Annotated in this window: 28 protein-coding genes; 5 read left to right on the top strand and 23 right to left on the bottom strand. The window is 59.5% G+C overall.

Annotated elements, in window-relative coordinates; translation table 11 throughout:
* Positions 1 to 110: 110 nt before the first annotated feature.
* The 4 genes from dgoD to ACYZT2_RS21040 all read right to left on the bottom strand — a co-directional run bounded on the left by dgoD (position 111) and on the right by ACYZT2_RS21040 (position 3,638).
* Positions 111 to 1,259: a galactonate dehydratase gene (gene dgoD, locus ACYZT2_RS21025; protein ID WP_461967006.1), complete on the bottom strand. Its 1,149-nt coding sequence runs from the start codon at positions 1,257 to 1,259 to the stop codon at positions 111 to 113.
* Positions 1,260 to 1,305: 46 nt separating this feature from the next.
* A complete protein-coding gene (locus tag ACYZT2_RS21030; protein WP_461967008.1) occupies positions 1,306 to 1,926 on the bottom strand; it encodes a 2-dehydro-3-deoxy-6-phosphogalactonate aldolase in 621 nt (206 codons plus the stop codon).
* A gap of 19 nt (positions 1,927 to 1,945) precedes the next feature.
* Complete coding sequence (locus ACYZT2_RS21035; RefSeq protein WP_461967010.1) at positions 1,946 to 2,938, bottom strand: 2-dehydro-3-deoxygalactonokinase; 993 nt, start codon at positions 2,936 to 2,938, stop codon at positions 1,946 to 1,948.
* A 217-nt stretch (positions 2,939 to 3,155) separates the two neighbouring features.
* A complete protein-coding gene (locus ACYZT2_RS21040) occupies positions 3,156 to 3,638 on the bottom strand; it encodes a GNAT family N-acetyltransferase (RefSeq protein WP_111455360.1) in 483 nt (160 codons plus the stop codon).
* Between the two features lie 354 nt (positions 3,639 to 3,992).
* On the opposite strand from ACYZT2_RS21040, the gene ACYZT2_RS21045 reads away from it, so the two are divergent.
* From ACYZT2_RS21045 to ACYZT2_RS21060, 4 genes are all read left to right on the top strand, one after another.
* Positions 3,993 to 4,649 (top strand): HD domain-containing protein, encoded by a 657-nt coding sequence (locus ACYZT2_RS21045; protein WP_461967012.1) that lies wholly within the window; start codon positions 3,993 to 3,995, stop codon positions 4,647 to 4,649.
* 93 nt (positions 4,650 to 4,742) lie between these two features.
* Positions 4,743 to 5,063 carry a hypothetical protein gene (locus tag ACYZT2_RS21050; protein ID WP_461967014.1) on the top strand — a complete coding sequence of 107 codons (321 nt, stop codon included), beginning with the start codon at positions 4,743 to 4,745 and terminating at the stop codon, positions 5,061 to 5,063.
* 55 nt (positions 5,064 to 5,118) lie between these two features.
* Positions 5,119 to 5,373 carry a hypothetical protein gene (locus tag ACYZT2_RS21055; protein WP_461967016.1) on the top strand — a complete coding sequence of 85 codons (255 nt, stop codon included), beginning with the start codon at positions 5,119 to 5,121 and terminating at the stop codon, positions 5,371 to 5,373.
* Between the two features lie 91 nt (positions 5,374 to 5,464).
* Positions 5,465 to 5,845, top strand: a complete 381-nt coding sequence (locus ACYZT2_RS21060) for a termination factor Rho (protein WP_461967018.1) — start codon at positions 5,465 to 5,467, stop codon at positions 5,843 to 5,845.
* A 135-nt stretch (positions 5,846 to 5,980) separates the two neighbouring features.
* Here the strand turns inward: ACYZT2_RS21060 and ACYZT2_RS21065 are convergent, their stop codons facing one another.
* The 10 genes from ACYZT2_RS21065 to ACYZT2_RS21110 form a co-directional block, all read right to left on the bottom strand.
* Complete coding sequence (locus ACYZT2_RS21065) at positions 5,981 to 6,910, bottom strand: PfkB family carbohydrate kinase (protein ID WP_461967020.1); 930 nt, start codon at positions 6,908 to 6,910, stop codon at positions 5,981 to 5,983.
* A complete protein-coding gene (locus ACYZT2_RS21070) occupies positions 6,903 to 8,369 on the bottom strand; it encodes a purine-cytosine permease family protein (RefSeq protein ID WP_461967022.1) in 1,467 nt (488 codons plus the stop codon). Before ACYZT2_RS21070 ends, ACYZT2_RS21065 begins: the two co-directional genes overlap by 8 nt.
* Positions 8,370 to 8,589: 220 nt before the next feature.
* Positions 8,590 to 9,588: an ADP-ribosylglycohydrolase family protein gene (locus ACYZT2_RS21075; protein WP_461967024.1), complete on the bottom strand. Its 999-nt coding sequence runs from the start codon at positions 9,586 to 9,588 to the stop codon at positions 8,590 to 8,592.
* Positions 9,585 to 10,298, bottom strand: coding sequence for a GntR family transcriptional regulator (locus ACYZT2_RS21080; RefSeq protein WP_461967026.1), 714 nt, complete (start codon positions 10,296 to 10,298; stop codon positions 9,585 to 9,587). The genes ACYZT2_RS21075 and ACYZT2_RS21080 overlap by 4 nt, the downstream gene beginning before the upstream one ends.
* Before the next feature lie 273 nt (positions 10,299 to 10,571).
* Positions 10,572 to 11,540, bottom strand: coding sequence for an L-arabinose ABC transporter permease AraH (gene araH / locus ACYZT2_RS21085; protein ID WP_461967028.1), 969 nt, complete (start codon positions 11,538 to 11,540; stop codon positions 10,572 to 10,574).
* A gap of 9 nt (positions 11,541 to 11,549) precedes the next feature.
* Positions 11,550 to 13,094: an L-arabinose ABC transporter ATP-binding protein AraG gene (araG, locus tag ACYZT2_RS21090; protein WP_461967030.1), complete on the bottom strand. Its 1,545-nt coding sequence runs from the start codon at positions 13,092 to 13,094 to the stop codon at positions 11,550 to 11,552.
* Positions 13,095 to 13,160: 66 nt separating this feature from the next.
* Complete coding sequence (locus ACYZT2_RS21095) at positions 13,161 to 14,165, bottom strand: substrate-binding domain-containing protein (RefSeq protein WP_123494570.1); 1,005 nt, start codon at positions 14,163 to 14,165, stop codon at positions 13,161 to 13,163.
* A 130-nt stretch (positions 14,166 to 14,295) separates the two neighbouring features.
* Positions 14,296 to 15,114 (bottom strand): SDR family oxidoreductase, encoded by an 819-nt coding sequence (locus ACYZT2_RS21100; RefSeq protein ID WP_461967032.1) that lies wholly within the window; start codon positions 15,112 to 15,114, stop codon positions 14,296 to 14,298.
* Between the two features lie 273 nt (positions 15,115 to 15,387).
* Positions 15,388 to 16,263, bottom strand: coding sequence for an SMP-30/gluconolactonase/LRE family protein (locus ACYZT2_RS21105; RefSeq protein ID WP_461967034.1), 876 nt, complete (start codon positions 16,261 to 16,263; stop codon positions 15,388 to 15,390).
* 144 nt (positions 16,264 to 16,407) lie between these two features.
* Positions 16,408 to 17,124, bottom strand: a complete 717-nt coding sequence (locus tag ACYZT2_RS21110) for a FadR/GntR family transcriptional regulator (RefSeq protein WP_461967036.1) — start codon at positions 17,122 to 17,124, stop codon at positions 16,408 to 16,410.
* Positions 17,125 to 17,373: 249 nt separating this feature from the next.
* Between ACYZT2_RS21110 and ACYZT2_RS21115 the strand changes: the two genes are divergently transcribed.
* On the top strand, positions 17,374 to 18,246 hold the full coding sequence (locus ACYZT2_RS21115) for an esterase/lipase family protein (protein ID WP_461967038.1): 873 nt from the start codon (positions 17,374 to 17,376) through the stop codon (positions 18,244 to 18,246).
* Between the two features lie 63 nt (positions 18,247 to 18,309).
* Here the strand turns inward: ACYZT2_RS21115 and ACYZT2_RS21120 are convergent, their stop codons facing one another.
* From ACYZT2_RS21120 to mltG, 9 genes are all read right to left on the bottom strand, one after another.
* On the bottom strand, positions 18,310 to 18,870 hold the full coding sequence (locus ACYZT2_RS21120; protein ID WP_461967040.1) for a DUF1285 domain-containing protein: 561 nt from the start codon (positions 18,868 to 18,870) through the stop codon (positions 18,310 to 18,312).
* A 16-nt stretch (positions 18,871 to 18,886) separates the two neighbouring features.
* Positions 18,887 to 19,492: a DUF4823 domain-containing protein gene (locus ACYZT2_RS21125; protein WP_461967042.1), complete on the bottom strand. Its 606-nt coding sequence runs from the start codon at positions 19,490 to 19,492 to the stop codon at positions 18,887 to 18,889.
* A gap of 270 nt (positions 19,493 to 19,762) precedes the next feature.
* Positions 19,763 to 20,731 carry a GTP 3',8-cyclase MoaA gene (locus ACYZT2_RS21130; protein ID WP_461967044.1) on the bottom strand — a complete coding sequence of 323 codons (969 nt, stop codon included), beginning with the start codon at positions 20,729 to 20,731 and terminating at the stop codon, positions 19,763 to 19,765.
* Between the two features lie 139 nt (positions 20,732 to 20,870).
* Positions 20,871 to 21,509, bottom strand: coding sequence for a TetR/AcrR family transcriptional regulator (locus tag ACYZT2_RS21135; protein WP_186611511.1), 639 nt, complete (start codon positions 21,507 to 21,509; stop codon positions 20,871 to 20,873).
* 384 nt (positions 21,510 to 21,893) lie between these two features.
* On the bottom strand, positions 21,894 to 22,685 hold the full coding sequence (locus tag ACYZT2_RS21140; RefSeq protein ID WP_461967047.1) for a TatD family hydrolase: 792 nt from the start codon (positions 22,683 to 22,685) through the stop codon (positions 21,894 to 21,896).
* 14 nt (positions 22,686 to 22,699) lie between these two features.
* The gene (locus tag ACYZT2_RS21145) at positions 22,700 to 23,056 is read right to left on the bottom strand and encodes a PilZ domain-containing protein (RefSeq protein WP_008014345.1); all 357 of its coding nucleotides are present in this window, start codon (positions 23,054 to 23,056) and stop codon (positions 22,700 to 22,702) included.
* Positions 23,057 to 23,099: 43 nt separating this feature from the next.
* On the bottom strand, positions 23,100 to 24,086 hold the full coding sequence (locus ACYZT2_RS21150; protein WP_461967049.1) for a DNA polymerase III subunit delta': 987 nt from the start codon (positions 24,084 to 24,086) through the stop codon (positions 23,100 to 23,102).
* Positions 24,079 to 24,711, bottom strand: coding sequence for a dTMP kinase (gene tmk / locus ACYZT2_RS21155; protein ID WP_008067785.1), 633 nt, complete (start codon positions 24,709 to 24,711; stop codon positions 24,079 to 24,081). Before tmk ends, ACYZT2_RS21150 begins: the two co-directional genes overlap by 8 nt.
* A 19-nt stretch (positions 24,712 to 24,730) precedes the next feature.
* Entirely contained in the window at positions 24,731 to 25,936 is a 1,206-nt protein-coding gene (gene mltG, locus ACYZT2_RS21160; protein ID WP_461967052.1) for an endolytic transglycosylase MltG, read from the bottom strand.
* Between the last annotated feature and the right edge of the window lie 2 nt (positions 25,937 to 25,938).

The following is a 25,938-nucleotide window of genomic DNA, read 5'->3' on the forward strand; positions in this document are numbered from 1 at the left end:
TGGGAGCGAGCCTGCTCGCGATGGCGTCTTGTCAGTCACATCAATGTCGGATGTACCGCCATCATCGCGAGCAGGCTCGCTCCCACAGGGGGCGGTGGTGTGTCAGCCATTCACCACTCGGCAAAGCTGCCATCGGCATGGCGCCAGATCGGGTTGCGCCAGCGGTGGCCGACGGCGGCGCGTTCGATCACGTATTCCTCGTTGATCTCGATGCCCAGGCCCGGGCCGTTGGGGATCTTCACGAAGCCCTTGTCGTAGTCGAACACCCGCGGATCTTTCACATAGTCGAGCAGGTCATTGCTCTCGTTGTAATGGATGCCCAGGCTCTGTTCTTGGATGAACGCGTTGTAGCAAACCGCGTCCAGTTGCAGGCACGCCGCCAGGGCAATCGGGCCCAACGGGCAATGCAGCGCCAGTGCCACGTCGTAGGCTTCGGCCATGTTGGCGATCTTGCGGGTTTCGGTGATGCCGCCTGCGTGGGAGGCATCCGGCTGAATGATGTCGACATAGCCTTCGCTGAGCACCCGCTTGAAATCCCAGCGCGAAAACAACCGCTCGCCGAGGGCAATCGGTGTGCTGGTCAGTGGCGCCAGTTCTTTCAGCGCTTCGTAGTTTTCGCTGAGCACCGGCTCTTCGATGAACATCAGTTTGTATGAGTCGAGTTCCTTCATCAGCACCTTGGCCATGGGCTTGTGCACCCGACCATGGAAGTCCACGCCGATGCCGACATTCGGGCCGACCGCATCGCGTACGGCGGCGACGTTGGCCAACGCCAGGTCGACCTTCTCGAAGGAATCGAGGAATTGCAGTTCTTCGGTGCCGTTCATTTTCACCGCAGTGAAACCACGGCTGACCGCTTCTTTCGCGGCGCGAGCGGTGTCCGCCGGGCGATCACCACCGATCCACGAATAAACGCGAATCTTGTCCCGCACCTGACCACCCAACAGGTCACTGACCGACACACCCAGTGCCTTGCCCTTGATGTCCCACAATGCCTGGTCGATGCCGGCCAGGGCGCTCATGTGGATCGCGCCGCCACGGTAGAAGCCGCCACGGTAGAGCACGGTCCAGATGTCTTCGATGTTGCGTGGGTCCTTGCCGATCAGGTAGTCGGACAATTCCTCAACCGCAGCAGCGACGGTGTGCGCGCGGCCTTCGACCACAGGCTCACCCCAACCGGTCACGCCCTCGTCGGTTTCTATTTTGAGGAAGCACCAGCGCGGCGGAACGATGAAGGTAGTGAGTTTGGTGATTTTCATCCTTTGTCTCTCTTATAAGATGCAGCGCTCACAGCGCCAAAAAGTCTTAATGCAAAGCATTCCAGGCAGCGACATACGCCTTGGCGCGCACCGCTACTTCGTCAGCCGTCATGCCCGGTTTGAACAACCCGGAACCGAGGCCGAAACCTTTGACGCCGGCCTCGACAAACACCTGCATGTTGTCCGGCGTAATCCCGCCCACCGGCACCAGCACCGTCCCTGCCGGCAACACCGCCAACCAGGCTTTCACAACGGCGGGACCCATTTGTTCGGCCGGGAACATCTTCAGCACATCCGCCCCTTCGGCCAGCGCCGCAAAGGCCTCGGTCGGCGTCGCGACACCTGGCGACAGGAACAGCCCCGCCGCTTTCGCCGCACGCAACACCTTGGCATCGCTGTGAGGCATGACGATCACCTGGCCACCCGCCGCTTTCACTTGCTCGACCTGTTCCGGCGTCAACACCGTGCCCGCGCCGATCAGGCAATCGGCGGGCAAGGTACTGCGCAGGATGCGGATACTTTCGTACGGCTCGGGGGAATTAAGCGGCACTTCGATGACGCGAAATCCGGCCGAGTACAGGACTTCGCCGACGGCTGCCGCTTCTTGCGGATGCAGGCCACGCAGAATCGCGATCAAACCGTTTTGTGCCAGTGCTTGCTTGAGCATGTCAGACCTCCAGTCAGGTTTAACGGGATGGGGGTGTCGTGATCAGTCCGGCGGCGACCGCCAACTGCCACAACCCGCGTTCGGTGGCCTGCTCGGCCAGGGTCACCCGGGCAAAACCGCAAGCGTCGAGCGCCCGGCTGTAGCGGGCGCAGAGTTGCGCATTGCCGATGAGGATGATCGAAGGCAGGTGCACGCTGTTGCGTCGGCACCGCTGAACGTTGGCCAGGGCCGACAGTTCATGGCCGATCAACAGGCCGGACAGATAGTCCGGCTGAGCGACGGCGCTGAGTTCACCGGTCAGCCCCAGGCTGCGGGCACTGAACAACGTCGACAGCGGCCCGATCTCGCCGTCCGCCGACAGAGCCACCCGCACGCCGCGATCAAACGCTTCGCCATCGAAGGACGCGCCGCGCTGCTGAGTGCGCCCCAGAATGCTGTGTTCGCTGAGCACGGCGAAGACTTCGCCGGTCATGAAGGTATCGAAATGCACGATGCAGCCGTCGGCCACTTCCACCCATTTCGAATGACTGCCCGGCAGGCCGATCAACAGATCGTTACCCGCCCCGCTCGGCAGATTCTGCAACACGCCGAGGACTTGGGTTTCCTCGCCGCGCATCACGTTCGGCAAGCGCGAACGCTGAATCACGCCCGGCACGATATGTACATCGACACCACGAAGGCTACGAACGGTTTGTAGGGAAGTTCCGAGATTGGCGACGTTCGCCGGCGTGTCGCAGTAGGCCGCTTCGCGCCAGCCCTGAGCACTGCCGACCATGCCGCAAGCAATCACCGGCAAATCGGGCTGCGCGTCGAGCCAGTCACCACACGCCTCATCGAAGGCCAATTCAAAACCGTCGGCACATTCCTGGCTGGCGATGATTCGCGGCGTCTTGGGCAACTGCATGATCCCGGACGACAGCGAGCGCTGTTCCAGCACCTGGCCACCGAAGCCGAGTTTGTAAGCACGTAATGAGGTTGTCCCCCAATCGAGCGCGATCAATTGCGCCTGCATCGCTTCACCTGTTTTGTTTTTTGGCAGTGAGTGAGCTGGACTATAAACCTGAACGAAGTAAAATCTCAATATATAACTATCGATCCCACATATTGAGACGAACACAAAAAAAGATCGCAGCCTTCGGCAGCTCCTACACATTCGATGCACGACGCAAGAGCGCGGTCGAACACAATCCTGTGTAGGAGGCTGCCGAAGGCTGCGATCTTTTAGGGGATCAATTGCCCGCGGCAAAATCCCTTAACACCGCCCCATCCATCCGATACCGCACCCACTCTTCCTGCGGTTGTGCGCCGAGGGATTTGTAGAATTCGATCGCCGGTTTGTTCCAGTCCAGCACGCTCCATTCGAAACGGCCGCAGTCATTGGCGCAGGCGATTTTCGCCAGGTGGCGCAGCAAGGTTTTACCGGCGCCGCCGCCCCGTTGCTCTGGCGTGATGTAGAGGTCTTCGAGGTACAGGCAGTTGCTGCCCAGCCAGGTGGAATAGCTGAAAAAGAACACCGCGAAGCCGATCGGCAAACCATCGCGCAGGCAAATCAGGCCATGGGCGGTGGCGCCTTCGCTGAACAGGCTACGCTCGATGTCGGCGACGCTGGCGATGACTTCGTGGCGGGCACGTTCGAAGTCGGCCAGTTCAGTGATGAACGCGAGTATTTGCGGAGCATCGCTGGGGGTTGCCGGGCGGATTTCGATCGTCATGAACGTGCCTTGTCAAAAGTTGAAAACGCCATACTAAGTCCGCGCGCGGCGCTCGTCACATGAGAAATGGTGGTGAGGGGCTTTTGCGGCTAATGCCGATAGGTTAAGAAATATCAGGCGCAATACTCTCCGTAGCAGCTGTCGAGCCTGCGAGGCTGCGTTCGGCTGCGAAGCAGTCGTAAAACCAGACATTGCGGTGCGTCAGACAGACCGCGTCAGCCGGATTCACGACTGCTTCGCAGCCGAACGCAGCCTCGCAGGCTCGGCAGCTGCTACAGATCGCTTTTACAGCTAACTTACCGGTAGTAGACCAAGCCCCCTCGCCACAAAAGTATTCCACACAAAAGGACTTTTATGACCACTGCCGCTTTCGCACCGCTGCACAATCTGGCTTCTGAACTGCTGCCTCATGCACTGGAACCTGGCGAGGACGGTGCCCATGATCTGTCGCATTTGCAGCGGGTGTGGCACAACGTGCGCACGCTTCATGCCGAAGAAGGCGGTGATCTTGAGGTGCTGCTGGCAGCCGTGCTGTTGCATGATTGCGTGGCGGTGGAGAAAAACTCGCCGCTGCGCTCGCAGGCATCACGCCTGGCGGCGCAGAAAGCTTCGACAGTTCTGATAGCCATGGATTGGCCTGACGCAAAAATCACAGCGGTCGTCCATGCCATCGAAACCCATAGCTTTAGCGCCAACATCCCGCCCATCACCCTCGAAGCGAGAATCATCCAGGACGCCGACCGCCTCGATTCCCTTGGCATGCTCGGCGTGGCGCGTACCTTCTACATTGCCGGGCGCATGGGCAGTGCGTTGTACGACCCTTTGGACCCGGAAGCAAAAGAACGGGACTACGACGACAAGCGCTTTTGCCTCGATCATTTCCAGACCAAGTTGCTGCACTTGGCGGACGGTTTCCAAACGACCACCGGTCAACGTCTGGCACTGATTCGCCACGAACGCCTGAAGGGTTTCATGGAGCTGTTCAAGGAAGAAATCGGCGTCGACCAATAAATCTGGACGGCACCGCTCGTCGTTCATCAGGCACCAATTCAGGTCGGGAAGGACCAATATCGGGTAAGGACTCTAATCAACGGAGACGACACCATGATCACGTCCCGACTGACCGCCCTCGCTCTCACCACATTGCTCACCTCTGTCGCGTTCGCCGCGACCAGCGCTTCCGGGACCGACCCGACCGATCCAATCGATAGGCCCGAATCTGCGGCCACCCAAGGCATCGACAGCGGCCGGTCTCCGTCTCCGTCTCCGACGGCCACAGACCCACGGATTTATCACGATGACGCGGGCGCTCAAGGCGGGATGAATACACCCGGCCCCCAAACTCCTGACAATGCGGGAACCGGCGTCAGCTCGAAAACCACCACCGGTGGCTCGGGCTCCGAAGGCCGTAGCGCCAATCAATAAGTTCGCAGATGCGAGCGAACATGCAATACCCATCCATCCTGACGAAGAGGTAACCATGAACGTCGATAAAAACCTGGAAAAAGAAGTCCTGACCCGCCTGCTGCACGCCCACCCAAGTGGCTTGGGCAAGGAGGTTCTGGACAATTACCGGGGGGAGAAAGTCGTGGCCAGCACCCTCGCCACTCTGCAGGAGCGCGGATTGATCCAGCACGGTCATGTGACCTGCAACGAAGCCGGCGAGCATTCGCTGAACCTGCCGATCAAACTCAACGCCGCAGGGGTTGAAGCGGCGCGCAAGCTGGATATTTAACCGCGTAGGAGCTGCCGCGGGCTGAGATCTTTTGCCTGTGGATGTTTGAAGAGTTCCTACGGATATATATCCTGAAACCAGGAGAAATCGCATGCCTCGTGGAAGCAAAGACAAATACACCGCCGAGCAAAAACGCAAGGCCGAACACATCGAAGAAAGCTACGAGCACAAAGGCGTATCGAAAGATGAAGCCGAAGCTCGCGCCTGGGCCACGGTGAACAAGCAGTCCGGTGGCGGTGAACGCGCCGGCGGCTCCGGGCGCAAGAAGCCGGCCAGCGCCAAGTCTGCAGATCGCAAGGAATCATCCCGACGTGCAATGGCCACTCGTGAAGGCAAGCCACGCAACAGTAAGGCTTCGCGCGATACGCAAACGGTGGTCAGCCTGATGAAAGAAGCCCGGGCGAAGAAGATTCCGGGGCGCTCGAGCATGCGCAAGCAAGCGTTGATCGAGGCGTTGCGCAAGGTCGGGTAAGGGTTCGGATTTGATGGTGAGTTCAAGGGCCCCATCGCGAGCAGGCTCGCTCCCACAGTTGATTCGTGTGAACCGCAATATTGGCGGCTGGCATAAATCCAATGTGGGAGCGAGCCTGCTCGCGATAGCGGTCAATCAGGCGCCATAGGTCTCGCGAATCAACGCATCCACCTCAGCCGCCCCTGGCGAAGTCGCCGGCCCCCAGCGAGTGACCGCCAACGCCGCTGCCGCATTCGCCCGCCGCGCCGCTTCGACCGCTGATAATCCGTGCGCCAACCCGGCAACAAAAACGCCCGCGTGAGCATCCCCCGCACCGTTGCTGTCCACCGCCACGACCTTGAAGCCGGGCACACGCTGCCGATCACCACGCTGGCTGATCCAGCATCCTTGCGGCCCATCGCGTACCACCATCAACACCTCGGTCGGTAGATGATCCGCCAACCGACTCAATGCCTCGCCGATGTCCGTCGCCCCGGTAAACCGCAGCGCCTCGACACGGTTGCTGGTCCACAGATCGATGCGCGGCAACAAAGCCTTCATCAGCGATGCGTCCGGCGAGTCCACCAACGGCCCCGGATCGAACACCACCTTGATCCCGTCCGGCAAATCCAGCACCCAATCCATCAGCGTCTGAGCCTTTGCGCCATGCAACAGGCTATAGCCACTGACATAGACAAAATCGCCCGCCTCGGCCGGCACGCTCGTCAGGTCTTCGGCGGTCAATTCGCCTTCGGCACCGATCCAGGAAATGAATGTGCGCTCGGCCGAGGCTTCGGTCAACGCGACGCACAGCCCGGTGTCACGCTCAGTACTCTGATTGACGCCAATCCGAATGCCTTCAGCCGTCATTGCCTCTCGGGCCAGGTCGCCGAAACGGCCCTTGCCGTGGCCACCGAGGTAGACCACCGGCAAGCCGTTTCGCCGGGCCGCAGCCATCACATTGAAGCCACCGCCGGCCTCGAAACGGGCGGATTGCGCCAGCACGTCACCGCCCGACTGAGGCAATTTATCCACGGCCATGACCAGGTCGATCATGACCTGGCCGGTGTGCAAAAACTTAGGCATGAGCGCTCTCGAGCAACGCGGCGCGGCGATCCTTGGCACCGCCGAGTACCCCGTAAATGCCACCGGCCACCAGGAACGTCACGATCCAGCCCAGGCCGTTGTGGCCCAGCCAGGAGTCGGACAAAAAGCCCCGGAACCAGACATTTTGTTCAGTGGTGCCAATGGTGGTGAAGCTGAAACCCAACACGATCGCCAGCGCCCATGCACCGAAGGCGCGCCACTCGACGCCGCCGCGATACCAGTAGGCGCTGCTCGGACTGACGTCCAGCAGGTCTTTGGGGCTGTAGTAATGCCGGTGAATCAGGTCGATCACGAAGATCGCGACCCACGCCGTGATCGGCACGGCCAACAAGGAAATGAAGGTGATGAACGGGCCGTAGAAGCTCTCGGCGATCAGCATGAAGTAGATCGACCCGGCGAAGATCGCGATGATATCGACCACCACCGCATACACGCGCTTGACCTTCAGGCCGAGGGTCAGCGTGGTCAAACCGGCGGAGTACACCGACAGGTTGTTCGACAGCAGCAGCCCGCCAAATGCGGTGATCAGGTACGGCACGGCCATCCAGGTCGGCAGCATGTCGCGGATCGCGACGATCGGGTCAGTCGCCGAGGCCAGATCATTATTGCCCACTGACAACAAACCACCGAGAGTGATCAGCAGCACCAGCGGAATCCCCGCACCGAACGCCGCCGACGCCACCAGACGCACGGCTTTGACGCTGCGGTGCTGGTAGCGCGACATGTCGGCACCGGCGTTGGCCCAACCGATCCCGGTACCAGCGGCCATGGTGCCGATGCCGATGATCATCGCGCTCAGGGGCGCTGGCGTCGCATTGAATACGGCGCTCCAGTCGATGGTCGCGCAGAGGAAACCGCCGACCAGAATGTTCAACGCACCGAATACGTAGGTCGCCCATCGCTGGATCACCAGCAACGTGGCGTGACCGAGACCGGACACCGACAACGTCAGCAGCACGAAAATCGCGATGAACACCAGGGTCAGCAGCGGCGCGCTTTTGGCTTCCACCGGCGAGCCGAACAGAATCGAGCACAGCGACAGCAAGACGAATGCGGCGGTGGTGGTGTTGACGGTTTCCCAACCTAGACGCGACATCAGCGAGACCAGCGTCGGGCCGATATTGCCGCGCACCCCGAAGATTGCTCGCGACAGCGTCAGGCTCGGTGCGCGACCGCGACGACCGGCAATGGAGATGATCCCGACCACCGCGAAAGAGCCGGCGGCACCGAGGATGGCGACGATGATCGCCTGCCAGATCGCCAGGCCGCGGAAGGCCACCAGCGTGGCGCCCAACGGCAGGCCGAGGATGGAAATGTTCGCCGCGAACCAGACCCAGAACAGTTGCAGTGGGTGGCCATTGCACTCCCCTTCCGGCACCGGTTCAATACCACGGGTTTCCAATTGCCCGGCACTTTGCCCGGTGTTCGATGAACTCATGAAAACTGCTCCTGTTGCCATTGTTGTGGTTGTGGGCAATTCGGAAGTTGACATAACTTTCCGGCGGTCCTGGCCATGTTTGTGCGCTCCATTGCGGGTGAAAAATTCAAATATGCGGTGCGCCTATCGCGAGCAGGCTCGCTCCCACAGGTACGGCGTGTGCATTGAGATTGCACCATACCCTGTGGGAGCGAGCCTGCTCGCGATGACGTCAGTACAGTCAACGCAAAGCCAACAGCCCCTGCACCAACGATTCCAGCTGCAAATCATTTACCGCTTTAATCTGTTCAATCATCTCCACAGGCCAACTCTCAAGCCCCAGACAAGCCCCAAGCATGGCGCCGAGTATCGCCGCGACGGTGTCAGTGTCACCGCCCAAACTGGCAGCCATGCACAATGCATCGAAAGCCGTCATCTGCCCGATAGCCACTTGCCGAGCCAGAGCAAACGACACCACCACCGATTCCTGCGAGGCCACCGAAGTGCCGATCACGTCGTACAGCAAGTCCGCCAGCAACGCCTTGTCGCTGTCGACGCTGATGCTCCACGCCCAACTGATGCGCGAAGCGATACGTCCGCCAGCGACCCAGTGACCATGGCTTTCGGCTTGCTGAGCGATCTGCTGGCCGAGGTCCAATGCCTCGCCCAGATCCATGCCATTGATTCCGGCAGACACTACCGCCGCCACCGCTGCCGCACTGGCAATTCCCAACGTGGTGTTGTGGGTCACTTGACAGGCTTGCACCACGGCGCGGATGAAACGTTCGGGATCGGCAACATCAGCCGCAATTCCCACCGGCGTGATGCGCATTGCCGCACCATTGGTGGTGCCGTAGCGCCCTGCCTCTTCCAGTGAATGGCCGGCGAGGACCATCTCGATCGCGCGTTTGGTCGAGGGGCCGAGCAAGTCCTGCGAGCCCTTGGTTTGCATCCCGGCTTCCCATTCGATCAAGCGTTGAGCCAGCACCGCCGGTTCGATCCAACCCTCGCCTTCAATCAACAACTGACCGACCAGGATCGCCTGTTCGGTATCGTCGGTGACCGAGCCTTTGGGCATGTTCGCGGCGATCGGCTGATCCGGGCCAGCGTCTTGCAGATCGGTGATCTCGCCGAAGCGCGCCTTGATCTCGGCGCGGCTCAGGGATTGGGTCGGCATGCCCAACGCATCGCCCAGGGCCAGTCCGTAGAAGGCGCCGAGGGCACGGTCGAGCGCGGTCATTTTGAAGTTCCAATTTGCAGGTGCAGACGGAAATGCATCGGGTCGAGCAGGCTTTCGACCTGTTCCATGAAGCGGTTCTGACGGTCGTAAGTGGTGCGCAGGGCCTTGAGGAACACCGTGCCCTCCGGGCGCCCGAGCAATTCGGCGTCTTCGGCATTCAAGGGTTCGGCACCGATCCACTGATCCCCGTGGTCGCCGATGTAGCCGTAGGCGGCCAGCGTGATGGTCAGGGAGTCATCGATCAGCCCCACTCGCGGGAGACTTTCCAGATCTCCAGTGGCGGGCATCAATGAGCGTTCAAGGGACACCAGCGTGCCATCGGTGCCGCGGCGGCGACGGTCGAGGGTGATGAACTGATCAGTGCCGAAACGCGACAACAGATCCGGTCGGGTCACCGCCTCCAGCCGCAGCACTTCGGTATTGATCAGCGCCCCATTGTCGGCCAGCGCCTGGGACCAGCCGCTACGCTGATCGAGCACCACCCCGTCGTAAGTGACGATGGAGCCCACCGCGCCTTGCGTAGCGATGTTGTGGCGCCGTTTCAGTTCGGCCAAGGCTTCACGCAGCGTGCCTCGGCTGACCTTGAATTCTTGAGCCAACTGATGTTCGCCCGGCAATACAACGCCGTCCTCCATGAGGCCGTTTTCGATGCGCCGGACGAGCTCGTCGACTACCTGTTGTTTCTTGTCAATTCGTAGCGGTCTGATCATGTACACCTCGGGTGTACCGTCATAGCTGAAACGGGTTGGGGCGAGCAAGGGATATTTTGTGAAAGTGGGTGAAGGATACCGGTTCAAAATCGACCGCTGCGCGATCAATCGCGAGCAGGCTCGCTCCCACACTGGATCTTGGTGGTACACAAAATCTATGTTCACTGAAGATCAAATGTGGGAGCGGGCTTGCTCGCGAAGGCGTCGGCACATCCAGCATCGGCGTGACAGACAGACTGCTTTCGCGGGCAAGCCTCGCTCCTACAGGGACAATCAGCGCTGTTTCAACCGGTCAATAACCACCGCCAGCAACAAGATCGAACCACGAATCACGTACTGATAAAACGTATCGATATTCTTCAGGTTCATCGCATTCTCGATGATCGCCAGAATCAGCACCCCGGCGATCACATGCCGAATCATCCCGATCCCGCCACTCAGCGATACCCCGCCGAGCACGCAAGCCGAGATCACCGTCAACTCGAAACCCTGGCCAATCATCGGCTGACCGGACGTCATGCGCGACGCCAGAATCACCCCGGCCAACGCACCGATCACACCGTGTACGGCGAAGATGATGATCTTGGTCCGATCAACGTTCACCCCGGCCAGCAACGCCGCTTCCTGGTTACCGCCGATGGCCATGGTGTTGCGCCCGTAAGTGGTGTAATTCAGCAACCAGCCGAAAAACAGGAAGCAGACAACGGTGATCAGAATCGGCACGGGCACACCGAACAACTGGCCGTTACCGAACACGAAGAACTGCTCCTGCGAAACGCCCACTGCTTTGCCGTTGGCAAAAATGTAAGCCAGGCCACGGACGATCTGCATGGTCGCCAGCGTGGTAATCAACGCATTGACCCGCAGCTTGGCGATTACGATCCCATTGATCAGCCCGACGATCAGCCCCATCACCAGCGCCGCGCTGACGCCGAGGAACACGCTATCGGTGTCGCGCATCACCACCGCCGCAACCACGCCGGCGCAGGCAATCACCGAACCCACCGACAAGTCGAAATGCCCGGACGCCAGGCAATACAACATGGTGCACGCGGCAATTCCGGTAGTAGAAATCGCCAGGCCCAGGCCACGCATGTTCAGTGGCGACAGGAAGTTATCGATCAGCAAGGTACAGAGCACGAAGATCCCGACGGCCGCCAGCAGCATCACCCAGTCATCGAGAAAGCGCCGCAGGTCCAGCGGTTTGCGCGGGGTTGGCAAAGCATTGTTTTGGACGGTCATAGTCACCTCTCAGTTCGCCACGTCGGCAGCGCGTTGGCGTGGCAACGCCAGTTGCAGCAGGTTGGATTCATTGGCTTGTTCGCGGGTCAATTCGCCGCGCATCGCGCCTTCGCAGAGCACCAGGATGCGGTCGGAAATGCCCATGACTTCCATCAGGTCGCTGGACACCACAATCACCGCGATGCCGCTGGCGGCCAGGTTATGGATGATCTGGTAGATCTCTGCTTTTGCTCCGATGTCGATGCCGCGGGTGGGCTCGTCGAGCAGCAGGACTTTCATCGGCATCGACAGCCAGCGACCGAGAATCGCCTTCTGCTGATTGCCGCCAGACAGGTACATGATTTTCTGCGCCGCGTTGGGCGTCTTCACCTTCAGCGCCTTGATCTGCTTGTCGGCATTGTCCTTTTCCCACAAGCCGCGCAACAGGCAGCCGAAGGTGGAATGGGCACCACGAGCGCTGATGTTGATGTTCTCGGCGACGCTGGCGAGCGGCAGGATGCCCTCCTTCTTGCGGTCCTCGGGACACAGCAGAATCCCCGCCGCGATGGCATCGCGGGGCGAATGCAATTTCAGTTCACGACCGCGCAGCTCCAGGCGTCCGGCAGTGTTGCGCGTCAGCCCGCTGAGCATCCGGAACAGCTCGGTGCGCCCGGCCCCGACCAGGCCGAACAGCCCGAGGATTTCACCCTTGTGCGCCTCGAAACTCACCGGCTCCCGCAAGCCTGGCCCCAGTAATCTGTCGACCTTGAGCGCCACTGCGCCGCGCGGACGACTGCGGTAATCGTAGATATCCTGAATGTCGCGACCGACCATGCACGTCACTAACTGGTCGTGGGTCAGCTCGCTCATGTCCTCGAAGGTGCGCACGAAGCGACCGTCCTTGAACACCGTCACCGCGTTGCAGATGCGGAAAATTTCTTCCATGCGATGGGAGACGTAAAGCACCACTTTGCCTTCGTCGCGCAGGCGCCCGATGATCGCCATCAAGCGATCGATTTCCCGCGCCGACAGGCTGCTGGTGGGTTCATCGAATGCAATCACATGCGCGCCACGGGACAACGCCTTGGCGATTTCCACCAGTTGCCGCTGGCCGAGGGACAAGCGCCCGACTTTCTCTTGCGGATCGATTTCATCGGCGAGGCCTTTAAGGCAGGCCAATGCCTGTTGCCGCAAAACGCCGCGATTGATCAGACCGAAACTCGCTGGCAGATGCCCGAGAAACAGGTTCTCGGCGACGGTCATTTCAGGCACCAGGTGCAGCTCCTGATGGATCACCGCGACCCCGCTGCCAATGCTGTCGGCAGTGGACTTGAAGATCCTCTTCTGCTCGCCGATCTGCAGATCGCCGCTGCTCGGCGTGTAAGCACCGCCAAGGATTTTCAGCAGCGTGGATTTACCGGCACCGTTCTCGCCCATCAAGGCGTGAACCTGCCCCGGATGGGCGACGAAGCTGATGCCGTCCAGCGCCTTCACCCCGGGAAAGGTTTTGCCGATCCCGTTGAAGCGCAGGCTGCCGCCAATGCTCTGTTGATCTGTCTGTACTTGTGCGTGCATAAACCCACCTCATCACACCGGTCAGGCAGCCCCGTCGCCAGGGCCGCCGATGGAATCAACCGCGCCTCAGTTCCACAGGCCGATTTTTTCCAGTTCCTGCTTGAAGTTGTCGCGCGTGATCAGCGTAACGTCGTCCATCGCGGTGTATTTCGGCGGTTCTTTGCCGGTGGTGACCCACTCGTACATCATGCTCGCGGTGTTGTAGCCCTCGATGTGCGGGCTCGGCAGCATCGAGCCGAAGAAGCCGCTGTTGGGTTTCTTCAGTTCGCCGATGGCATCGGTGCCGTTGATGCCGATGCCGATCACGTTGGCCGCGGCAAAACCGGCGCTTTCGGTGGCGCGCACGCCGCCCAGCACGGTGTTGTCGTTCATGCCGCCGATGATCAGGTTTTTCGCCGCGCCCGGTAGCTTCACCAAGGCCGAGTTGGTGGCGTCCATGCTGCCCGGTACGTCGAGGGTTTTCAGCGCCGAGAAGAGGATGTGGTCTTTCGGCATACCGGCGTCCTCCAGCGCTTTGACAGAACCGTCAGTGCGTTTCTTGCCGGTGTCGAGTTCGTTATAGGTATTGATCACCGCGTAGGTATCTTTCCAGTCCCAGCCGCGTTTTTTCGCCTCAGTGGCCATGGCGGCGCCCTGCTTTTGGCCGACTTCGAAAGCGGCCATGCCGAGGTACGGCACGTCCTCCATGAACTTGCCGCCGGCATCGACGAAACGGTCATCGACGGCGATCACTTTCAAACCGTTGAGCTTGGCCTTTGCCATAATTGCCGGGCCGAGGGACACGTCCGGCGGGCAAATCACGAAGCCCTTGGCACCATTGGCCGCCAGGCTGTCGATGGCCGAGAGAGTTTTCTCGCCATCAGGCACGGCGATCTTGATCACGGTGAAGCCTTTGTCTTTGCCGGCCTTTTCGGCGAAGGCCCATTCGGTCTGGAACCAGGGCTCTTCCGCTTGCTTGACCAGAAAACCGATCTTCACTTCCTCGGCTGCCAGCAACGTACTGCTGAGGCTGACCGCGGTGACCGCCAAAGCGGCACAGCACAGGGAACGGATACCACGACGACGTTTCATAAGCTGACTCCTTGTTATTTTTTTTGAGCGTTATTTGAAAGCCAATACAGCGGTCGAAGCATGCAGCAAATAGTCATATCGTATGATGATTGGATTTCAGACGTAGTTTCGCGCTTGAAACCCGAGTTATTCAGTCGTGGTACATGACCGAGCGCCCACCATCGATGGTGATACATGAAGCGTTAATGAACGGCGCTTCATCGCTGGCCAGGAACACAGCGGTCATCGCCACTTCAATCGGCTGGCCGATGCGCCGCGGTGGATGCAGGTCGAAGGCTCGTTGACGTTCGGCATGGGGGTCGGCAAAACCGTTCCAGTAATCGACGTTCAGTTGGGTTTCGATGTAGCCCGGCGCGATGGCGTTAACGCGAATGCCCTTGGGTGCGTATTCGATGCCCAAGGCGCGGGTCAGCCCGAGCAAACCATGCTTGGCCACCGGATACGGGAAGCAGCCGGGAATGATGTGAGTGGAATGGGTGGAGGCGATGTTGATGATGCTGCCGATGCCCTGCTCGATCATTTGCGGCAACACCGCTTTGCAGCCATACCAGGCGCCGTCCAGGTCAATGGCGAAGCAGCGATGCCAGTCTTCCTCGGTCATTTGCAGCGGGTCGCGGAACACGTTGACCCCGGCGCAGTTGACCAGCACGTCGATTCGACCGTGAAGTTCGATGGCCAATCCGGCCATGGCATGCAGGTCTTGCTGGCACGACACGTCGGCCTTGATCGCCACGACATCCGCGCCTTGTTCACGCCAGTGCGCCGCGACTTTTTCGACTTTCTCGGCCTGGATGTCACTGATGATCAGCTTGGCCTGCTGAGAGGCGAAGGTTGCGACAATCGCCTCGCCGATCCCCTGAGCAGCACCGGTCAGCAGCACGACTTTATTTTTCAGCCGCTCACCCTTGGGCGGTTCGGGCACCGGAGGCAAGGAAAGAGGTTCAGCCATGGATCAACACTCCTGTTCGAAGGCACGACGAAAACCGGGCATCTGTCGATGTCCGGTCAAAAAGCTGTTGGGAATAGGCAGGCAGGCGCGAAAACGGCCGGGCGCCGAGGCGGCCTGAAGCACTGACTCCGTAAGGGAGTGCGGTGGGATATCGCTGCATCACTTCACCTGTTTTGTTTTTTTAAGTGTGAGTGCGTGTAACTGATGGGGCCGACTATAAACCTGACTACCAAATAATCTCAATATATAATTTTACATCCCATATTTTGGGATTTACCCAGCAAAGCGCTGACAGGGTTTTCCGGGCACATCCACTCGAATCGATAACAGCGCGCCGTCCAACGGGTGATTGAGCGGGCTTGCGGCGCTGGTGATGTACAGGGTTTTGAAGTCTTCGCCACCGAACACGCAACTGGTGGGACGGCTGACCGGAAGTTCGATCACCCGATCCACATAACCGTCCGGGTTTAGCCGGAGCAGGCAACTACCATCCCAACGGGCATTCCATATATAGCCGTCGGCATCCATCGCGGAACCATCGGGGCCGCCACGTTCGTGGGGGCCAAACCAGACATAGGCGGTGTCCAGGTTGCCGTCGGTATGGATGAAATGCCGGTACAACGTGCTGTCGAGGCTGTCGGCGAAATACAGCGTTGTGCCGTCGTCGCTCCACAGCAACGTGTTGGGAATGCCTAATCCCCGAAGCAGCGGCGTGACCCGAGCATCGCGGTCGATGCGAAACAGGCCGCCGGAGCGGCGCACGACGGGTAAATCTTCGCCCTGCTCACCGATGTTGTTTTGCATGGTGCCCAGCCAGAGCCGGCCTTGGGCATCGCAGCGGGCTTCGTTGGGGCGATTGCCGGGTTGCGGATCGGCGACGCAGAATAAAGTCAGCCGAGGTTCCAGGCCTGGGGAATCCAGATCCAGCCGGTAAACCCCACTGCTCAATGACACCAAGGCATCGCCGCTTTCACAGGGGATGAACGCGGACACGTGCTCCGGCATCTGCCAGATTTGCACATTGGCGCCGATCAGCCTGAGCGCTTGTTTGCCGGCGATATCTACCCAATACAGTGCCTGGGTCGGAGCATCCCAGAACGGGCCTTCGCCGAGTTGCGCACGGTGTCCGGTAACCGCAGTCCACGTCATGAAAGCTCCTTTTGTATTGCTTGTATGTGGGAGCGGGCTTGCTCGCGAAGAGGCCGTGACATTCACCATCTCTGTCGCCTGACACATCGCCTTCGCGAGCAAGTCGGATCGCCGCACCGCCGCTCCCACAAGGGTTCTTTATTGTTAGCTGGCCTTCTTGTCGGCCATGACTTTGGGGTAAAAGCGTTTGATCGCCAGGTCGGCGTTATCGATCAGGGTCATGCACGCCCACACACCCCGGGCGGCATCCCGGGCGGCGATGGCGTCGGCCATGTCTTTGTGGATTGGCAAGGTCCGACGCAGTTCGTCCGGGTCGGCGGCAGACACTTCGAAAGACACTGCCAGCAGCGCGCCGAGGGCCGGGACCATTTGTTCGATGAATTGATTGTGGCTGGCGGCGAGGATGCACTCGTGGAAGAACTGATCGGCGCGGTTGTAATCGACGCCGCTGTCCACTGCCCGTTCCAGCGCGTTATAGGCCTGGAGCACGGCTTGCACTTGTTCCACCGTCGCCCGCTCGCAAGCCCAGCGCACCGCCATGGGTTCGATGGTGCGGCGCAGGTCGAGCAAGTCGTCGACGAAGTTCTCCGGCAAGCCACTGCGCGATAGCCAGCCGACGACTTGCGGGTCGAAGAGGTTCCAGCGCCGCACCGGTAATACGCGTGTGCCGACCTTCGGCCCGACTTCGAGCATGCCTTTGGCGACCAGGGTTTTGATGGCTTCGCGGATGACCGTACGACTGACTCCGAGCTGCTCGCCCAGATCGGCTTCGACCTTGATGGTTTCGCCGGGTTTGACCTGGCCGGCAGCAATCCAGCACCCCAGCCAGTCGACCGTCGACGCATGAAAACTGCTGGACATGGACACCTCGTCGACCGGTGATAAAAACAAACGACACAAAGCCGTTCGCGATGGATGTCCACGCTAATCATCATATGATTGGGTGTCAATTGGATTTTCAGCTGCCCTTGCCAATATGAACATGGCTGTTCGTCCGAATCCTGCCTGAAGCGCTTTGATTCCATCCACTTTGTAAACTAGGGTTAGCCGCAGCAGATCGGGCAGTCGGCGATCTGTTCCCCTTCAAATCCGCTATTGATAGGTATGAACATGGACAGGGATGCGTCTACGAAATACCCCATTGTGTTGGTTCACGGTCTTTTCGGCTTCGATAAAATCGCCGGTTATCCCTACTTCTTTGAAATCGAGGAAGCCCTGGAACGCGCTGGCGCCCAGGTGTTTGCCGTCAATATTCCAGCCGTCAACGGTAATGAGGAACGCGGAGAAAAACTGCTCGAACACGTCGACCGCATTTTGCTGGAAACCGGAGTCGCCAAGGTCAATCTGATCGGCCATAGCCAAGGCCCCTTGGCCGCACGCTACGTAGCAGCCCTGCACCCGGAAAAAGTCGCGTCGGTCACTTCGGTCAGTTGCCCCAATCATGGCTCGGAGATTGCCGACCAATTGCATAAGGCACTGACGCCCGGAGAGTTGCCCGAAGCGTTCGTACTGGCCCTGTTGGGCGCAGTCGGCACCTTCATTTCGCTGATCAGCGGCCATCCAGAAAACCCGATTGACGCTGAAGCGGCTTTCGAATCGCTGACCAGCGCGGGATTGGCTGCCTTCAATCGCAAGTACCCACAAGGGGTGCCAAAGGTGTGGGGCGGCGAAGGCAACGAAGTTGAAAACGGCGTGTATTACTACTCCTGGAGCGGGATCGTGCAGAACTTCCAAAGTCTGCAACCACTCGACCCGAGTCATTTGAATACTGTCGTGCTGTCGAAGTTATTTTATAAAGAGAAGCGCGCCAATGATGGGCTGGTCGGCCGCTACAGCTCGCACCTGGGGAAAGTGATTCGCTCGGATTACCCGATGGACCATTTTGATGCCGTCAATCAGATGGCCGGGATCACCAGTTGGAACGTGAGCCCGGTCGGGCTCTACCTGGAACATGCAGAGCGACTCAAGAGCAAAGGTTTGTAAGCCCCAAAAAAACGGCCCGTTGAACTAACGGGCCGTTTTTCACAGCGAAATAAGCGCAGCGCGTTACGGCTCAAGCCCGATAGGAAAGAATTCGCCACTGCTCCACACGCCCAGCCAACGCTGCCCGTCGATTTCACGACTCACCGCCAGCTCCACCAGTTGGTAGAACACATTGCGGTGAATCAGCGCTTCAAGGTTAGTGCGCACATGCACGTACGGCGCGGGCTCCTGAGTTACCGGATCAATCACTACACGCATAGGGTGCTCGGCGCCGGCATCGGCGGTTTCGTCGACGTTGGTGGTAAAGCGCAAGACCTGGGCCTCACCCTCGCCTTCGACCTCCACGGCAATCGCCACGAACGGCGCGTCGTCGACCTTGATGCCAACCTTTTCGACCGGGGTAATCAGAAAATAATCATCGTCGTCGCGGCGAATGATGGTGGAGAACAACTTGACCATCGGTTTGCGCCCGATCGGCGTGCCGAGGTAATACCAAGTGCCGTCGCGTGCGATGCGCATATCGATATCGCCGCAGAAGTCGGGATTCCACAAGTGGACCGGCGGCAAGCCTTTGGTTTTGGGGATTTGCCCCAACAGGTCGTTGGCTTTTTGCGGGCCACTCATGGCGTTCTCCTTTGAATTACTGGTCGCTGAGCCCCAGCAGGCTACGAGCGTATTGCTCCAGCGGCGGGCCCAGCAAGTCTTCTGGCTTGTTGTCGTGGAACGTCAGTAAACCGCCACGACTCTTGATACGTGCAGTATCAATCAAATACTGGGTGCTGGTCTCGATCAACATGATCTGAATCACGCCGTTGTCGATTCCGAGGCGATCCACGTGTTCCTGGTCGAGCCATTCGTCCGAGTTGCCGATGCGGTCGTCGGCCTTGGCGAAACGCGTGTAAAGCAGGTAATGGGCGCCGGCGGCACGGGCTTCGCCCATGGCAGCGTCGAGGCCTTCCGGCGCGCGGGCACGGCGGACCATCGGGAAATATTCTATAAAGCCGTTGAAGGCTTCTTCGGCCACCACGTTAGGTCGCGGGTAGGCACTGCCCGGCGGCGCGAAGGCACCTTGGGCGATGTAGATGAACGAGTCCGGCTGAATGCGGAAGTTATTCACACGACGGCTGTCGCTGTGGTCCAGCAGGCCCGCGTCGCTCATGTGGTAGCGACTCCCTTCGGCCATATCGCTGACATTCATGCAGCCACCAAGCGCCAAAACGGCCAGCAGCAAAACCAGGCTACGCATCCTACCCTCCAGAGGCCGGTGACGGAAAACCGGCGAATGGCCATGGGATGCAGCTTCCGCGCCAGCTTATGAGTGGTTCATCTTTGTAGCAGTTGCCGTAGGCTGCGTTCGGCTGTAGCAGCTGTCGAGCCCCAGCGAGGCTGCGTTCGGCTGCAAAGCAGTCGTAAAATCAGAAACTGCGGTACGTCAGGCAAACCGTGTTAGCCGGATTCACGACTGCTTCACAGCCGAACGCAACCTCGCGGGCTCGGCAGCTGCTACAGGTCGCGTTTAGCCGCCGATGATTTTCATGATGGTCGCACCACCGGAGAATGCCACTTCCTGCTTGTCCCCCAAGGCTTTGACCAGCAGTCGCTGCAACGCCGGTAGCGCCTGGTGACGAGGTTTGTCCAGCAGGTCGCCGACATAGTGACGATTGCTCGACGACAGGCAACCATGCAGCCAACCAGTGGACGACAAACGCAGACGCGAACAGGTGCGGCAGAACGGAACGCTTTCGTTGGCGATCACGCCGAAGTGGCCCAGCCCTGGAATCTGGTAACGCACCGCCGTGGCATCGACCGGCGCATCGGCCTGAAGGTACTCGTAGCGCTCGCCAATCAAGCTCAGCAACTGCTGAAGGCTGACGAACTGCTGCAGGAAGGCGTTGGAGTCGCTGGCCAAGTGGCCCATGCGCATCAACTCGATGAAGCGCAACTCGTAGCCGCGCTCCAGGCAATAGTCGAGCAACGGCATCACCTGATCTAGGTTCTGCCCGCGCAGCGGCACCATATTGACCTTGATCTTCATGCCGGCCGCGGCGGCCTGGTTCATGCCGTCGAGTACGGTCGCCAGATCACCGCCGCGCGCAATGCTGCGAAAAGCGCTGGCATCCAGGGTATCGAGGGAAACGTTGATGCGCCGAATGCCGGCATCCATCAGCAGCGGCAGTTTCTTCGCCAGCAACTGACCATTGGTGGTCAGGCTGATATCCGCCAGGCCCATCTGCCCGACGGCAGTCATGAAGGCTTCGAGTTTGGGACTGACCAGGGGCTCGCCACCGGTAATGCGCAAACGCTCGATGCCCGCGGCTTCGATCAGATAGGCCACGCCGCGTGCCATGGCCTCCGCCGACAACTCATCCTGCGCAGCCACCAGCCGCTTGCCGTTGGGCACGCAGTAGGTACAAGCGTAGTTGCAGGCTGAGGTCAGACTGATCCGCAAATTGCGAAAACGCCTGCCTTGACGGTCAACGATCATGGATCACTCCGGCGAAAGAAGATTCGAACGCGCAAAACTTGACTCACAAATCAAGTTTTAGCAAGCCCTATGCCTGAGTATATTCCTGCGGTACTGCGCCATGCAGCTAAATCATGGCGCAATAAGGCAACTGAATGGTTCAGCTGCTCGGCGTGTCGGTATCGCGCTTGCGCTTATTGCCCATGCGCACGCCGATGTCCATCAGGAACTGGAAGAAACCTTCCTGATCTTCCAGCACGTTACTCCAGAACGGCGAGTGATACAGCGCCACGGCCCCGTGCACCAGCGCCCAGGCTGCGCAGTAATGGAAATAAGGCGGCACGTCTTCGAGCTTGCCTTCGCTTATCCGGCCCTTGATCAGCAAGGTCAGGCGTTCGAAGTTCGAGGCGCGGATCTTGTGCAGTTCCTCGACCATCTCCGGCACCTGATTGCCCTTGACCACCTTTTCTTCCAGGCGATCGAACAACCGATAGCGTTGCGGATCGCGCATGCGGAATTCGAAGTAGGCCCGGGACAGGGCTTCCTTGTCCTTATCGACATCGGCTGAATGCAACAGCTCGTTCAAATCGCGCTCGTAATCGAGCATCAAGCGCAGATAGATCTCCGCCTTGGATTTGAAGTGCTTGTAGATCGTGCCTTTGCCGATACCGACGGCATCAGCAATCATCTCGACGGTGACACTGTCTTCACCTTGGTCGAGGAACAGCTTGAGCGCGGTATCGAGAATTTCTTGCTCGCGGCGACGAAACTCACGGACCTTACGAGGTTCTTTATGCATAAGAAAAGGTCTGTAGGGGTCAAAATTCGAAGCCGCGTATTATGCCTAACTTGCGCCAAAATGCACGGATCATCCGACCATATATGTGTTTCTTGATGAATTCGCACAACCTTGCCGGTCGATGAGAACTCAACCGAAGCGTGCGTATTCCAAATTTGTTTAAAAACCCGACCAGCTAAACTGGACTCGGCGCAATACTGATCAATACTTCAACTGTCGGCGAGGCATCTCCCCCAAGTGTCGCGCCGATGAAGGTACCAAAGGATTGTGTGCCTTTGTTTTACTCCTAATGGTCTTAACCCGGATTCACCCCCCAGAACCCGGGTTTTTTTTGCCTGCGATTCAGCGGCCAAAAATCCCATAGGTAGCGATCTTTTCTAAACGTTACACCGATGTCCTGACGTGCGCCAACGGGAATAAACGCTTGAAATTCTCGGTGGTCTGCTCGGCAAATCGCTCGTAGGTCTCACCTCGCAACATTGCCAGAAATTCCGCTACCTCACGCACGTACTGCGGCAGGTTCGGTTTGCCCCGATAAGGGATCGGCGCCAGGTACGGCGAGTCGGTTTCAACCAGCAACCGGTCAGCCGGCACCTTGCTGGCCACATCCCGCAGGGCATCGGCATTGCGAAAAGTGACAATACCGGACAAGGAAATGTAATACCCCATGTCCAGCGCAGCCTTGGCCATCTCCCAGTCTTCGGTAAAGCAATGCAGCACGCCCGCCTGAGGCAGCGCCGCTTCGCGTAGCAGTTCAAGGGTATCGGCCCGCGCGCCACGGGTATGGATGATCACCGGTTTGCCGGTCTGCCCGGCCGCTTGCAGGTGCAGACGAAACGACTCCTGCTGCAACGCAGCCGCTTGCGGTTCGTAGTGATAATCCAGACCGGTTTCACCGATCGCCACCACCCGCGGATGATTGAGTTCGCGCAACAGCCAATCCAGCGCCGGTGCGGCACCCGGCTGCACATCGAGTGGATGCACGCCGACCGAACAGTCGACATCGTCGTAACGTTCGGCCAGGGCTTTGACGTCGGCGGCGTTATCGGCGCTGACGCCAATGCACAGAAAGTGCCCTACCCCGCGCTCACGGGCCGCATCGAGTGCAGCATCCAGGGATCCCTCGTGGGCGGTGAGGTCGAGGCGATCAAGGTGACAATGGGAATCTACGAGCATAAAAGGACTACAACTTACATCGTATGAGTGGGACGGTCGGACTTCAGGGCTCCGGCCAGATGGGTTTCGATTCGACTGCGCGCGGTGTTGTCGCCTTCATTGAATTGCACGCCAACCCCGGCGGCGCGGTTGCCCTGGGCACCTTTGGGGGTGATCCAGGTGACCTTGCCGGCAACCGGAATCTTTTCCGGTTCATCCATCAGGTGCAGCAGCATGAAGACCTCATCGCCCAACTTGTAGCTTTTGTTGGTCGGAATAAACAGGCCACCGTTCTTGATGAACGGCATGTAGGCCGCGTAGAGCACGGCCCTGTCCTTGATGGTCAAGGACAAAATGCCATTGCGCGGCCCCGGACTGATGGGTTCATTCATGCTGACCTCCACTGTCTGATAATCGGAGTCTAGGCTCAGACAGTCACTTCTGGGTAGGCAAAGATACCCATTGCACTAACAGCGCCTCCAACAACAACGCCGGATTGAGGTTGGCCTTGCTCATCACTTTCTGGCGCTGGGCGAGAATCCAATCCTGGATATTCAGGACTTTGTCCTGAGCGGATTTCTGCGCCAGGTATTGAATCACCTTGCGCATGTCCGCCAGGCCCAGCCCTGCTTCATCCTGAGTCAACTGATAACGTAGGATCAGGCTCGACCAGTCGCAGAACCAGTCGAACAGCAGCAACATGGGAATGGTTTTCCACTCCTCGGCCAGTTGCGTCGGCGACTGCTGCTGCTTGAGCAGCTTCTTCACGGCTTCAACCACCAGAGCCCGCTGTTCGCGCACGCCCTGTGCCTGCAATTTGACCGCGGCCAATGGCGAACCGGCGGCGAGGGTCAGCAGTTCAATGCGCTCTTCTTCCGAACAGTCCGGCAAGGCGCTGGCCAGCCAGGCCAGACTCATCGCTTCGCTTGGTAATGGACAGGCTTGCTGCACGCAACGGCTCTTGATGGTCGGCAGCAGACGGCTGGTCTGGTGGCTGACCAACAGCAAAACGGTATCGCCGGACGGCTCTTCAAGGCTTTTCAGCAAGGCGTTGGCGGCATTGATGTTCATCGACTCGACTGGCTCGATCAGCACCACTTTGCGCCCACCCATTTGCGCGGTCTGAACCACGAAGCTGACCAGATCACGCACCTGATCGACCTTGATCGCCTTGTCTGCCTCTTCCGGCTCCAGGATGTAGTTGTCGGGGTGACTGCCAGCCTTCAGCAACAAGCAGGATTTGCACTCACCGCAGGCGTCTTGGGCGGTCGGGCGCTGACACAACAAATGGGCCATCAGACGCTCGGCCAGCGCACGCTTGCCGATCCCGGCCGGGCCATGCAGCAAATAGGCGTGAGCGTGCTGGGCACGCCCGGCCAATTGCTGCCAAAGACTGTCCTGCCACGGATAGGCTTCAGCCACGGGTCAACTCCAGCAGACGTGGCAACAAGGCATCCAGAGACTGCTGAACCTGTGCCAACGGCTGAGCGGCATCCACCAGGACATAACGCGCAGGATCCGCTTTGGCACGCTCGAGGAAGGCTGTGCGCACCGCATCGAAAAACGCTCGGCCTTCGAGCTCGAAGCGGTCCAGGCGACCGCGGGCGCTGGCGCGGGCAAGGCCCACTTCTACCGGCAGATCGAAGATCAGCGTCAAGTCCGGGCGCAGATCGCCCTGCACGAATGTTTCGAGGGTCGCGATGCGCTCCAGCGACAAACCACGACCACCGCCCTGATAGGCATAAGTCGAATCGGTAAAACGATCACACAAGACCACAGCGCCACGGGCCAGCGCCGGGCGGATCACCTCGGCCAGATGCTGGGCTCGCGCGGCGAACACCAACAGCAGCTCGGTGTCGGGGTTCATGACTTCATCGACCGGCGCTAACAGCACGTCGCGAATCCGTTCAGCCAAGGGCGTGCCGCCGGGCTCCCGGGTCAACACCACCTCGATCCCGGCAGCGCGCAGACGCTCGGCCAGGTATTCGCGATTGGTGCTCTTGCCGGCGCCTTCAGGGCCTTCCAGGGTAATAAACAAGCCAGTCACAGGCAGTCCTTAGTCAGAGTCATTGCGGGCTTTGCGGCGCGGGCGCATCCGCTTCGGGTGCTGGCGCAGGTTCTTGTGCAGGCTCTTGTGCCTCAGAGTCATGCGGCGCTACCGGCGGCATGTCTTCGGGCGCCGTATTGGGCGAAGCCGCCGGGATCGGGGCCTGAGCATCCTCGGTCGGCGGCGTAACGGTCGGAGCAGGGCTGGACCGGTAATCGGCACGTCGATTGATCTGGAACTCGCGCACCGCATTGTTGTGGGCGTCCAGATCATCGGAGAACACATGGCTGCCATCACCGCGCGCGACAAAATACAGGCTGTTGCCGTTCGCCGGATTCAACGCCGCATGGATCGCTTCGCGGCCCACCATCGCAATCGGCGTCGGCGGAAGACCAGCAATCATGTAGGTGTTATACGGCGTCGGCTCCTTGAGATGAGCGCGGGTCAACTTGCCGTTGTAACGATCGCCCAGACCATAAATCACGGTCGGATCAGTCTGCAACAGCATGCCCATCTCCATGCGCCGCACGAACACGCCGGCGATCTGCCGCCGCTCCTGCGGCACACCGGTTTCCTTTTCCACCAGCGAGGCCATGATCAGCGCCTGATAGGGCTCGGTATAGGGGACGTCGGCAGCGCGCTGATTCCATTCCTTGAGGAGGACCTCGTCGAGGCGGTCGTAAGCTTTCTTGAGTAGATCGGCGTCGGTCATGCCACGCACAAAACGATAGGTGTCGGGGAAGAATCGCCCTTCCGGAAAAATCCCGCTGTGCCCGAGCTTGTCCATCACTTGGCTGTCGCTCAGACCGTTGAGGGTCTGCTCGAGTTTTTCATCCTTGGCCAGCGCTGCGCGAACCTGATGGAAATTCCAGCCTTCGACCAGCGTCAGGCTGTATTGCACCATTTCACCGCGTTTCCACAGGTCGATCAGCCCGTTGACTGTCATACCCGGCACCATGCGGTATTCGCCGCTGTGCAGCGGTTGTCCTGCCAGATTGAAGCGCCAATATACACGCAGCCAAAAAGCGTCTTTGATGACGCCATCGGCTTCGAGTCGCAGCAAAGTGCGGTTTGGCGTAGTACCTTTGGGCACTTCCAGCAGCTCTTCCTGGGCGATGTTCAGCGGCTGTTCCAGCGCCGAATCGATTTTCCAGGCGCAAGCGCCTGCCAACAGCCCCGCCAGAACCAATCCGGTTTCCAGCAGCAGCAAGAATTTACGTCTCACGA

It is taken from the genome of Pseudomonas sp. MDT1-85 (assembly GCF_054898065.1).